General features: G+C 35.4%; 10 protein-coding genes and 1 pseudogene. 6 read left to right on the forward strand and 5 right to left on the reverse strand.

Features of this window, described 5'->3' with window-relative positions:
- Positions 1–3: 3 nt before the first annotated feature.
- Genes RQM59_RS01230 through RQM59_RS01245 form a run of 4 tightly spaced genes read right to left on the reverse strand, consistent with a single transcriptional unit; the run spans position 4 to position 3,992 of the window.
- Positions 4–666 (reverse strand): NADH:ubiquinone reductase (Na(+)-transporting) subunit D, encoded by a 663-nt coding sequence (locus tag RQM59_RS01230; protein WP_349240235.1) that lies wholly within the window; start codon positions 664–666, stop codon positions 4–6.
- Position 667: 1 nt separating this feature from the next.
- A complete protein-coding gene (locus RQM59_RS01235) occupies positions 668–1,417 on the reverse strand; it encodes a Na(+)-translocating NADH-quinone reductase subunit C (protein WP_349240236.1) in 750 nt (249 codons plus the stop codon).
- Between the two features lie 2 nt (positions 1,418–1,419).
- Positions 1,420–2,631: an NADH:ubiquinone reductase (Na(+)-transporting) subunit B gene (locus tag RQM59_RS01240; protein ID WP_349240237.1), complete on the reverse strand. Its 1,212-nt coding sequence runs from the start codon at positions 2,629–2,631 to the stop codon at positions 1,420–1,422.
- 11 nt (positions 2,632–2,642) lie between these two features.
- On the reverse strand, positions 2,643–3,992 hold the full coding sequence (locus RQM59_RS01245) for a Na(+)-translocating NADH-quinone reductase subunit A (protein WP_349240238.1): 1,350 nt from the start codon (positions 3,990–3,992) through the stop codon (positions 2,643–2,645).
- 194 nt (positions 3,993–4,186) lie between these two features.
- Here RQM59_RS01245 and RQM59_RS01250 point away from each other — a divergent pair, with 194 nt between their 5' ends.
- The 4 genes and pseudogenes from RQM59_RS01250 (at position 4,187) to RQM59_RS01260 (ending at position 7,009) form a co-directional block, all read left to right on the forward strand.
- Complete coding sequence (locus tag RQM59_RS01250) at positions 4,187–5,419, forward strand: type IX secretion system plug protein (RefSeq protein WP_349240239.1); 1,233 nt, start codon at positions 4,187–4,189, stop codon at positions 5,417–5,419.
- A 49-nt stretch (positions 5,420–5,468) separates the two neighbouring features.
- Positions 5,469–5,855, forward strand: a complete 387-nt coding sequence (gene apaG, locus RQM59_RS01255; protein WP_349240240.1) for a Co2+/Mg2+ efflux protein ApaG — start codon at positions 5,469–5,471, stop codon at positions 5,853–5,855.
- Positions 5,856–5,974: 119 nt separating this feature from the next.
- Positions 5,975–6,148 (forward strand): annotated as a pseudogene (locus RQM59_RS14420) (DUF3667 domain-containing protein); the annotation flags it as partial.
- A 24-nt stretch (positions 6,149–6,172) separates the two neighbouring features.
- Positions 6,173–7,009, forward strand: a complete 837-nt coding sequence (locus RQM59_RS01260; RefSeq protein ID WP_349240241.1) for a hypothetical protein — start codon at positions 6,173–6,175, stop codon at positions 7,007–7,009.
- Here RQM59_RS01260 and RQM59_RS01265 read toward each other — a convergent pair.
- Positions 7,006–7,707, reverse strand: coding sequence for an NRDE family protein (locus RQM59_RS01265; RefSeq protein ID WP_349240242.1), 702 nt, complete (start codon positions 7,705–7,707; stop codon positions 7,006–7,008). The genes RQM59_RS01260 and RQM59_RS01265 overlap by 4 nt on opposite strands.
- A gap of 115 nt (positions 7,708–7,822) precedes the next feature.
- Between RQM59_RS01265 and pruA the strand changes: the two genes are divergently transcribed.
- Both pruA and RQM59_RS01275 read left to right on the forward strand, forming a co-directional pair.
- Positions 7,823–9,448, forward strand: coding sequence for an L-glutamate gamma-semialdehyde dehydrogenase (gene pruA, locus RQM59_RS01270; RefSeq protein ID WP_349240243.1), 1,626 nt, complete (start codon positions 7,823–7,825; stop codon positions 9,446–9,448).
- Between the two features lie 116 nt (positions 9,449–9,564).
- Entirely contained in the window at positions 9,565–11,757 is a 2,193-nt protein-coding gene (locus RQM59_RS01275; protein WP_349240244.1) for a DUF5916 domain-containing protein, read from the forward strand.
- Positions 11,758–11,860: the final 103 nt, after the last annotated feature.

Below are 11,860 nucleotides of genomic sequence, written 5' to 3' on the forward strand. Positions count from 1 at the left end.
ATTCTAGTGTTCTTCTATTAATGCTTTGTTCTTACTACGTTGTACCCAGATAATAATTCCAACTACAATTAAAGCCATTGGAGATAGTAACATAAATCCGTTGTTTTCATAACCTAATGCGTATAATCCCGTTGGTCCACTCTCAGGAGTTCCGATAGGGTCTCCCAATACTTGAATACCCAGTAAAGTTCCTGATCCTAATAATTCTCTAAAGAATCCTACAATGATCAATATCACAGCATATCCTAGTGCATTTCCAATTCCGTCTAAGAACGATCTCCATGGTCCGTTTCCTAAAGCAAATGCTTCAAAACGTCCCATGATGATACAGTTGGTAATAATCAATCCGACAAATACAGATAATGTTTTACTTAGTTCATAAGCAAAAGCTTTTAGTACTAGGTCTACAATAATTACCAAGGTTGCCACTACAATTAGCTGTACGATAATTCTAATTTTTGATGGAATGATGTTTCTCATTAGTGAGATCACTACGTTTCCTAAACCTAAAACGAATAATACCGAAATAGACATTACGATAGACGCCTGTAGCTCAGCTGTAATTGCCAAAGCAGAACAAATACCTAATACCTGTATCGTAATTGGGTTATTATCTGCTAATGGGTCGGTGATTAATTTCGTATCTTTTTTTGATAAAAGTCCCATATTAATTCGTTTTTAAAGTTTTGAAATAAGGTACATACAATCTTAAATCAGATTTGATCATCGCAGAAACGCCATCACCTGTAATAGTAGCTCCAGCTATTGCATCTACTTCATGATCCTTCTTATCTGTGTTAATTGCGTCATTGTTTCCTTTGGCAACTCTAATTCCTTGAAAGTTCCCTGAAGTATCTAATAAATGTTCACCTGTAAAGTCATCCATAAAGAAACGTTGCTTGATATTTGCCCCTAAACCAGGAGTTTCTCCTTTATGATCAAAATATGCTCCCTGAACTACCATATTAGCATCCATGGCTACATAGCCCCAAATGGCATCCCAAAGACCTTTTCCTCTAATCGGTGCTACATAAAATGTTTTACCATCTTTCTCTCCAACAAATAATGGCAATCTTCTTACTCCGCCATCCTTTGCTTTTGCTTTTTCTTTCTTTACATCAATTAAATATGCCTGATCATCTTCGGTAACTTTATCACCTTCGATCACCAATTGCTTTTTGATGTATTTCGCAAACTCATCTCCTACTTTATCTGTAGAAATAAAAGTAGCACTGTTTCCTTCATTTTCATTGACACCCATTGCATACAGAATATTCTGTTGTTTTTCTATCCTTTTGTTTTCGTCAATATTTGGCTTTAAGGATGATGCCATAAATGCCAATAAAGAGCCTACCACCAATACCATCACTATCGCGAAAAATATTGTATATATATTACTATCTGTTCTTTTAGACATAATTAGGCAGTTTTAGCTTTTAAACGTTTCTTTCTTCTCTTTACATTTCCTTGTACCACATAATGGTCAATGGTTGGAGCAAAGACATTCATTAATAGAATGGCTAAGAATACTCCTTCTGGATATGCTGGATTGAACACACGGATCATAATCGATATAAACCCGATTAAGAAACCATAGATCCATTTTCCTCTATTGGTTTGTGATGCTGTAACTGGATCCGTTGCCATAAACACCGCACCAAAGGCTAAACCTCCGATAAGTAAGTGTTCCCACCATACTGTACTCATTAACCCATAAAATTTACTAGACTCCGTAATAATATCTGCTGCAACAACTTGATTGAAAATGAATCCCATTACTGCTGCTCCAACAAATGTTGATACGATAATTCTCCAACTTCCAATCTTGGTAAAAATTAAAAAGGCCGCTCCTAACAAAATTAAAAAGGTAGACGTCTCTCCTATAGATCCTGGAATGAATCCAAAGAATTTATCCCAATTTGAATATACAATTTCTTGATTCTGAGCATAGCTGCCTAAAATGGTTTCTCCAGAAATAGCATCAGGTGTTCCCACTCTATTTACGGCATCATAGACCCAAACTTTATCTCCACTCATCCAAGTTGGATAGGCAAAGAATAAAAAGGCTCTAATAGTTAAAGCCGGATTTAAGATATTCATTCCTGTTCCTCCAAACACTTCTTTCCCGATCACTACACCAAAAACAACCGCTACGGCTAACATCCATAATGGCGTATCTACTGGCACGATCAAAGGCACCAACATTCCGGTTACTAAGTATCCTTCTTCTACTTCATGGCCTTTAATTACTGCAAAGATAAACTCTACTAACAATCCTACTCCATAGGAAACAACCACGAGTGGTAATACTTTAATAATACCAATCCATAAGTTATCCCAGGTTAGGAAACTACCCATAACAGAAAACTCTGTGGCAATTCCTTTAGCAGCATCTATGGCTGCATAATGTTGATATCCTGCATTGAACATTCCAAATAACAAACAAGGAATCAAAGACATGATTACGATGTTCATCGTACGCTTTAAGTCGTCTGCTGCTTTAATATGAGTTCCTCCATGAGTAACCTCATTTGGTAAGTACAAAAAGGTATGGATCGCATTAAATGCAGGAGCCATCTTAGTACCTTTGTACTTCTCTTTTAAATTATGTAATTTACTTTTTAAGCTCATCCTTTTAAATTTTAGCCTAATTCTTGTTTCATTAAATCCAATCCTTCTCTAATAATTTTTTGATGTGGCTGCTTTGACACACAAATAAATTCGGTTAGAGCAAAATCTTCAGGCGCTACTTCGTAACCTCCTAATGCTTCCATTTCATCAAGATCTTGATACATGCATGCCTTCAACAATTGCATTGGGTAAATATCTAATGGAAATACTTGTTCGTAAGAACCTGTTACTACAAATGCTCTATGCTCTCCATTTGTATTGGTATTTAAATCATACTTTTTCTTAGGAGTTAACCAAGAAAATGTTAAAGCTCTAGATGTTGAAATCTTATTAAAAATGGGCTTATTCCAACCGAAGAATTCATAGTCATCTCCTTCTGGGATTGCCATTATTTGATTGTCATAGTATCCTAAAAAACCATCTTGAGCTACTTGTGTTCCAGATAATACGTTGCCACTAATGGTTCTTGTATTGTCGTTTTGTAAGTTACCCTTTACCAAGTTGCTAATAGTTGCTCCAGCAACCGCTGTGATATATGAAGGTTTTTCAAATTTAGATCCTGTCAAGGCAATTGTTCTGGTAATATTAAACTTCCCAGTTAACAACAGCTCTCCAATAACTACTAAATCTTGTGGCGTTACAACCCAAACAACTTCTCCCTTATTGATAGGGTCGATCTGAGCAATCTGTGTACTTACATTTCCAACAGGATGCGGTCCCGAGACTTTGTGTAGCTCAATACCATTCATTCCAGAAAATATAGAATTCGAGTTTTTTCCTACAGAAACATGCAACTTTCCATCTGTTAACTTAGAAATTGCCGTTAATGCTGTTTGAATCTCATTCTCTTTTCCTTGTAAAGCGTAATCGTAATCTGCTGCTAATGGAGCGCTAGCATATGCCGATACAAAAATTGCCTTTGGTGTTTGGTTTGGATTTGCTACAACATCGAATGGGCGCTGTTTGATAAAAGGCCAACAACCCGATTCGAATAAATGTTTTTTTATTTCTTCTGAAGACATTTTTGACGGATCTTGTTTTCCAAAATCTTTGTACTCTTGTTTTCCATCTGCTGCAATTTTCATTGCTAAAACTCTTCTTCTTTCTCCGCGAACAATCTCCGTTACTGTACCGCTAACAGGGCTAGGAAATAAAATACGTTCATCACTTTTAGAAAAAAATAGTGCCTCACCTGCTTTTACTTCTGTACCTTCTTTAGCAATAACTTTGGGAATAATTCCGTGAAAATCTTCTGGCTTAATTGCAAAAACTCCGCTTGTAGAAATGTCAGTGGTAGTATGTTCTGCTTCGCCAATCAGCTTAATATCTAAGCCTTTTTTGATACGAATGTCTTTTGACATGGTCAATCTGAAATTTAGTTATCTAAAAAAATCATGCAAATTTAATTATTTTGTCAGTGTTTCCAGAACAAAAGGAACTTTATATTAGCCTTTTAAAATTATTTATAATCATTCTAAATAGAAAGTTTGTTTTTACACAATTTTATTTTAGTAGGTTTGTTTTAAGATATGAAAACCTTGATGTATCCATGTTTATGAGAAAACTGCTGATCTTACTTTTATTTGTGTTGCTATGTGCACCTTGCTCTTTCAGTCAGGAAGTTCCCAACGGAAATATTAAATCTATTCAACTACGACCGCTTGCCGAAAATCAATTCTCTGCTATCGTTCCTTTGGGTACCGTTTTAGAGCTATCTTTCGACGATCTGGATGCTGATCAAAAAGAATATTACTATAAAGTGGAGCATATGACCCACGATTGGAAACCTAGTAAGATTCTCTCAAATCAATATATTGATGGTTTTCAATCAAACATCATTTTGGATGTAAACAATGCTTTTAACACCTATCAAAATTACACGCATTACAGCATAAAAGTTCCGAATATAAATACAATCATTACCAAAAGTGGTAACTACGTGCTGTCTGTTCTTAACGATATCGATGAAGTCGTTCTTACCAGACGATTTGTACTATATGAAAACACAGCTGTTGTTGGCGTTGCCACATCAAGAAGCAGGAATACCAAAGCATATAATACAGAACAAACAGTACAATTTTCTGTAAACTACCCAACACTTCGAATCAATAACCCAGATCAAGAAGTCCATGTTTCTGTGATTCAGAACCAAAATTGGAATACTGCTATTAACGGCCTTAAACCTCAATTTTTCAGAAAAAATCAACTGATCTATAGATACATCAACAAAAGTAATTTTAAGGGAGGAAATCAGTTCTTGAATTTCGACAATAAAATTATCAGGAATAAAAGTATGAATATTGTTAAGGTGGAACGAAAAGAAGTATATCACAACTACTTAGCTCCCTTTGAGAAAAAGGATAACCCTTCTTATTCTTATAATCCTGACATAAATGGACAGTTCGTTATACGAACCATAGAAGGTGCCGACAATAACACCGAAGCAGACTACGCAATGATGCATTTCAACCTCATGTCTGAAAAAATTCATCAAAAAGATGTCTATGTTGTAGGGGCATTTAACAATTTTGAGCTTACTCCTGAGAATAAAATGTCTTTTGATGTACAAAGCAACACGTACAATGCCAATTTCCTTTTAAAGCAAGGCTTTTACAACTACACATATGCCACAAAAGACAACAATGGCACTGTTTCTTATGGCGATGTACTAGGTGATTTTTCCATTACTGAAAATGAATACACTGTCATTGTTTATTTTAGACAAATAGGAGGATTATACGATCGTGTTATTGGTGTAGGTAATTCTTATTTCACCGGTGAACGATAGTGTGATTTTAGGTTTGCGATTTTTAAACAAATATGCTACATTAGCTGATATGGTTCAACAAATAACAAAGGGCATTAAAATTTCTGTAAAAACAAAGTACGAAGGTGCCTTGTCCAGAAACTTAAACACCTTCCATAATTTTAGTTATTATATTACCATAGAGAACAAATCTGAAGACACAGTTCAATTAACAGATAGGTATTGGGAAATCTTTGATTCTTTAAATGCCACAGAAGTTGTGCAGGGAGAAGGCGTTGTTGGGCAAACACCTATTTTAAAACCTAGAGATGTATATACCTATAAATCTGGATGTATTTTACAATCTAGCATTGGCACCATGAAAGGGCATTTTACGATGCTGGATATTGATTCCTTAAAAACTTTCCGTGTTACTATTCCAAGCTTTCAACTAACAACACCTATATCATCAAACTAACTAGAAGAAAAAAACAACTCGTCAAATACAAAGAACCTGAATGCTACAATTGTGGGCACCCTTTTTCAGGTCATGAAAAATTTTGTCCAGATTGCGGTCAGAAAAACAAAAATAAAAAGATCACTTTTAAAAGTTTTGTCGGCGAAGTATTCAACGGTTTTGTTTCTTTTGATGCTAAATTTTGGAAAACCATTTTTCCTTTACTCACTAAGCCCGGGAAGGTTTCAAGAGATTTTATAGAAGGTAAAAGAGCTCGTTATTCAAATCCTTTCCAGTTTTATCTAACGGTATCGATCATCTTTTTTCTAATTCTTGGATTGGTAGACAGATATCAGGAATTCAGTGATTTTAATAATGGAAAGAAGCAAAATGATTTTGCGATAGTAAATCTTCAGAACGACAATAAAGAGAAGATAGACTCGGTCATCAACAAAACAAAGACACAACTAGACAAGCAGCTTAAAAACCTTGATTCTACAGATAGAGCAGAAATTCTTTCTGTAATACCAGGGTTAAAAGAAAAGGATACAACGACGCAAGCAGTTAAAGACACAACTAAAACAAAAAAGCCTAAAAGAAATAGCAGTTTTAACTTTATAAGCCCTGATCACAAGATGACGAAAATGGTAAATTACCAAAAAGAGCATCCAAAAGTAAGCGTAGATTCTGCTTTGACATCTTTAAACCTTCCGGTTACTTTATCCAACAGATTCTTATATAGTCGTGCGAACAAGGTCAATTCTTTTTTAACTAATACCAGCCAGGAAAACAAGAAGTTGCAAAAAGAGATCATTTCATATGCTTCTGTCTCCATCTTTATATTTCTACCAATCTTTACACTTTTTCTTAGATTTATATATATACGCAGAAAATTTACATATGTTGAACATCTTATTTTTGTGTTCCATACACAAACCGTTTTCTTTATTCTGCTCACCATTTTCTTCTTACTCAACCTATTTGCAAAAACAGATAGTATTACCTGGATCTTTTCTATACTTTTCCTGATCTATTTGCTCATTGCGATGAAGAAATTTTACAAGCAAGGATACTTCAAAACCTTCTTTAAATTCTTGATTTTGAATTTTGCATTTGTAATCTTTGGATCGATAGGTTTCGCCATTCTATCAATGGTTACTTTTATGATCTACTAAACTTCGAGAAACGTTTCTTTTTTATTTATAAAATCAAGGTACGTTAGATCGATACTTTTCTGTTGTTTTTTTATAGATGTGATGCTTACAGTCTCTACAAAAGGTCTCTTCATTTTTAACGAAGTTCCTTCGGTTCCCCTATGGGTATCCTGATGAAAGTTTAAGATCTCTTGCTGTTCTAAAGAATGTTCTTTTAACCACGCATCAAACCATTCTATTCTCTCCTTTTTCATAGCCGCATCGTACAATGTAGAAGACGACCATATTTTAGGTGCATTCTCTAGTTTGTTGAAATGCTTATTCGTTCCATCCCAAACCAATTCAAATGCTTTTAATTTCTGACTCCAGTCTACCAAAACAATGGTAAATGGTTCTATATTCTCAAAATCAAATTCTTTAATATAGGTTACAGGATCATCAACACTCAAAATATTCTTAACAACAACACCCCTACTCATTCGATAGTAACTATTGCGTGTATGCTTTTCAAACCCACCATTTAATAAACAAACCAATCTATCCTTTTCACTGACACCAATCCATGTGCCGCCTGCAAGCTGGTCTTTTGGGTATATCATCTTCACCCCGCCTTCTACATAACTCATTGGAGGAATTGTTTTACGCATAGGGCTTTCGTCTCTATTAGATGTAAATATAAATCGTTCGTTATCTATTGGAATATAGGTTACTGTACACATAGTAAATTGAAATCACGTCTAAAAACACAAGTCTGTTCTTATCTAAAAAACTGACAAATAAGTTGTAACTTTGCGCAACCAAAATTAAACGATTACAACTTAAAATTAGATAAAAATGGGAAAAGGTTTTTTTCACGTACCAACTGCCGTTAACGAGCCTGTAAAATCATATGCTCCTGGAAGTCCAGAAAGAGCATCGGTTTCAGCTCAATACCAAGCATATTTTAATGGTTCTGTAGATGTGCCAATGTACATTGGAGATCAAGAGATCAGAACTGGAAACACCAGAAATATGACTCCTCCTCACGATCACCAGCATGTGGTGGGTCAATATCATTTAGGAGATAAAAGTCATGCCGAAAATGCTATTGATGCAGCTTTAGAAGCAAGAAAAAACTGGTCTCAAATTCCTTGGACAGAAAGAGCTGCCATTTTCTTAAAAGCCGCTAGTCTAATTGCTGGACCTTACAGAGCTAAGATCAATGCGGCAACGATGATTGCACAATCAAAAACGGTTCATCAAGCAGAGATCGATGCAGCCTGTGAGTTAATCGACTTCTTAAATTTCAATGTAGAGTTCATGTCTCAAATTTACGAAGAGCAACCGGATTCTGCAGAAGGTATTTGGAACAGAGTTGAGTACAGACCTCTAGAAGGTTTTGTATATGCTATTACTCCTTTTAACTTTACAGCCATTGCAGCGAACTTGCCTGCTAGTGCTGCCATGATGGGAAACACCGTTGTTTGGAAGCCTTCAGATCATCAAATTTTCTCTGCGAAAGTGATCATGGATGTATTTAAAGAAGCAGGAGTGCCGGATGGCGTTATCAATGTAGTATATGGTGATCCAGTAATGATTACTGATACTGTATTGGCTAGTCCTGATTTTGCAGGAATTCATTTCACTGGTTCTACATATGTATTTAAAGAGATCTGGAAAAAGATTGGAGAGAATATCCACAACTATAAGACCTATCCAAAGATCGTAGGAGAAACAGGTGGTAAAGATTTCATTATTGCACATCCATCAGCAAATCCTAAACAGGTAGCTACGGGTATTGCAAGAGGTGCTTTTGAGTTCCAAGGACAAAAATGTTCTGCTGCTTCTAGAGTATACCTTCCAAAATCTATGGCCGAAGAAACGCTGAATTTCCTAAAAGAGGATATAGCTTCTTTCAAAATGGGATCTCCTGAAGACATGAGTAACTTCATTACAGCGGTTATCCATGAAGGTTCTTTTGACAAATTAGCTTCTTTTATTGATGGAGCTAAAAACGACAATGATGCTGAGATATTTGCTGGAGGAAACTATGATAAGTCAAAAGGATACTTTGTTGAGCCTACGGTTATTTTAGCTAAAGATCCTAAATACACGACAATGTGTACTGAATTATTTGGACCTGTAGTAACCATATACATTTATAATGATGAAGATTGGTCAGAAACTCTTCAGTTAGTCGATCAAACATCTGAATATGCATTAACTGGTGCCGTGTTCTCAACAGACAGATATGCAGTTGCCGAAGCTACTAAAGCTTTAGAAAATTGTGCTGGAAATTTCTATGTTAATGACAAACCAACAGGAGCAGTAGTTGGGCAACAACCATTTGGTGGAGCTCGAGCGTCAGGAACTAACGATAAGGCTGGTTCTTCACAAAACTTGTTGCGTTGGGTTTCTCCAAGATTAATTAAAGAAACATTTGTAACACCAACGGATTACAGATATCCGTTCTTAGGATAATACACATAATTTCTATTTGAAATTTTAACGCATTTATCAATTTTGTTAAAGGAGCTATCTATTTTTAGCTCCTTTTTTTATTTGTTGTATTTTTGACAAAACTCTAGCCCTCGTATATGAAAAAACTTCTTTTTCTAGCATTTTTTATTACTTCTTTTTCTTTTGCTCAAGTGACTAAAAAGGAAGTATTTGTAAAATATATTAATGAAGAAATTACTATTGATGGTGTACTAAATGAATCTGCATGGAGTTTGGCAAAACCAGCCACTAATTTCTTCCAATATTTTCCAACCGATACAGCACAGGCCAAACGCCAAGCTGAAATACGATTTCTTTTTGATGACAAGAACCTTTATGTAGGGATTAAAGTCCATGCCAAAGGAAAGGATTATGTGATTCCTTCTCTTAGAAGAGATTTCAGAGCAGGTGGTAGCGACAATATTACATTGATGTTTGACACCTTCAATGATGGCACGAACGCTTTTATTTTTGGGTCGAATCCTTATGGTGTTAGACGAGAAATCCTGTTATCAGGTGGAGGAAATGAATTAAGAGGTTTTAATGGTGCCTGGGATACCAAATGGTTCGGTGATTCTAAAATACATGATGACCACTATATTCTTGAATGGAAAATTCCGTTGTATGCCTTCAAGTACCGTGAGGGTGAAACCCGATGGCGATTTAACAGTTATCATTTCGATACGCAAGACAATGAGCGTAATACTTGGGTAAATATTCCTCAAAATCAATTTATATTTAATCTGGCCTATATGGGAGATATGGTCTTTGAGAGGCCTTTAGGCAAATCAAAATCTCCAGTCTCACTTATCCCTTATGTAAATACTATTCTGGGAAAAGATTATGAAACGGGAAGCACATTGAGCGATTTCAAATTTGGAGGTGATGCAAAACTTACCATTGCCAATAGCCTAAACCTCGATCTAACAGTAAACCCTGACTTCTCTCAAGTTGAAGTAGACCAACAAGTAACAAATCTTACGCGTTTTGAAGTCGGGCTGCCAGAAAGAAGACAGTTCTTTATTGAAAATAGCGATCTTTTCGGAGATTTTGGGAACAGTAGAGATGCAAATCCTTTCTTTTCAAGACGTATTGGAATTGCCGAAGATATTAATGGAAACACCATTGAAAATAGGATTATTGGGGGAGTTCGTCTAAGCGGAAAAGTAAATAACAATTTAAGATTAGGCATTTTAAGTATGCAAACCGATGAAGATATAGCTAATGAAATACCTACAGTAAACAATTCTGTTATTTCGCTTCAACAAAAGATGTTCAGCAGGTCTAACCTAAGTCTACTTTTTATAAATAAACAAGCTACTAAAGACTATGACTTTCTGGCTTCTGAAGACAAATACAATAGAGTTTTAGGAATTGACTACACCTTGGCTTCAAAGGATAACACCTGGAGCGGAAAATATTTTTATCATAAATCATTCTCTCCTGGAGTAACATCGAATGATTTTTCTGCAGGGTTTAGAACAAGGTTTAATAATAGAAGGTTCAATATCAGTTTAAATGGAATTTTTATTGCTGATAAATTTAGATCAGATCTCGGGTTTATACAAAGAACAGATATCTTTAAAATAGATCCGGAGTTTGAGCTAAAATTTTGGCCTAAGGGTAGTAAAATTCAAAGACACAGTTTCTACGTGATCCCAATTTATATTTGGCGCCCTCAATTGAACTATGAGAACTCAGACCAAATTATTATCAGTGGTTGGAATGCAAACTTTAAAGACAATTCTGAACTAACACTAGAAATGTTCAACGAATTTACGCGATTGTACGAGGATTTTGACCCTACAGGAACTGATGGAGCCATCCCACTTCCTGGAAATCAAAATTACCATTATACCAGCTTCAGTGCTATTTTCAGATCAGATCAGCGAAAAAAGATATCTTATAGATTAGAATCTTCGGTTGGAGCATTTTTTAACGGAAATAAATACTCTTTCTTTACAAGTGTGAATTTACGTTTACAGCCATATTTTACAGGGTCTTTTGAATTGACCTATGATAAGATCGATCTTCCTGGGCCCTATCCTGACGCTTCCATTTGGCTCGTAGGGCCTAGGTTGGATTTCACCTTTAGTAAGAACATATTCTGGGCTACTTTTTTACAATACAGTACGCAAAGAGAAAACTTTAGTATCAATACAAGGTTACAATGGAGGGTAGCTCCATTATCAGACCTTTTCTTGGTATATAATGATAATTATGCTACTGATGTTTTCAGCCCAAGATTCCGATCCATAAACCTAAAATTCACGTACTGGTTTAATATCTAACACGATTCACATATCGGTTTAATATGCAACAGAAGAGCATCTCTTTAACATTTCTTTAAGAAAAGCTCATTATTAGAATACCTAACTTCGAAAACTTAATCAA

Source organism: Asprobacillus argus, assembly GCF_032248395.1.
GTDB lineage: Bacteria > Bacteroidota > Bacteroidia > Flavobacteriales > Flavobacteriaceae > Polaribacter > Polaribacter argus.

What these genes read in the sequence shown, in the direction of transcription:
- RQM59_RS01275 (WP_349240244.1), top strand. Translation starts at nt 9,565, where the DNA reads ATGAAAAAACTTCTTTTTCTAGCATTTTTTATTACTTCTTTTTCTTTT.
- RQM59_RS01245 (WP_349240238.1), bottom strand. Translation starts at nt 3,992, where the DNA reads ATGTCAAAAGACATTCGTATCAAAAAAGGCTTAGATATTAAGCTGATT.
- pruA (WP_349240243.1), top strand. Translation starts at nt 7,823, where the DNA reads ATGGGAAAAGGTTTTTTTCACGTACCAACTGCCGTTAACGAGCCTGTA.
- apaG (WP_349240240.1), top strand. Translation starts at nt 5,469, where the DNA reads ATGGTTCAACAAATAACAAAGGGCATTAAAATTTCTGTAAAAACAAAG.
- RQM59_RS01240 (WP_349240237.1), bottom strand. Translation starts at nt 2,631, where the DNA reads ATGAGCTTAAAAAGTAAATTACATAATTTAAAAGAGAAGTACAAAGGT.
- RQM59_RS01235 (WP_349240236.1), bottom strand. Translation starts at nt 1,417, where the DNA reads ATGTCTAAAAGAACAGATAGTAATATATATACAATATTTTTCGCGATA.
- RQM59_RS01250 (WP_349240239.1), top strand. Translation starts at nt 4,187, where the DNA reads ATGAGAAAACTGCTGATCTTACTTTTATTTGTGTTGCTATGTGCACCT.
- RQM59_RS01230 (WP_349240235.1), bottom strand. Translation starts at nt 666, where the DNA reads ATGGGACTTTTATCAAAAAAAGATACGAAATTAATCACCGACCCATTA.
- RQM59_RS01265 (WP_349240242.1), bottom strand. Translation starts at nt 7,707, where the DNA reads ATGTGTACAGTAACCTATATTCCAATAGATAACGAACGATTTATATTT.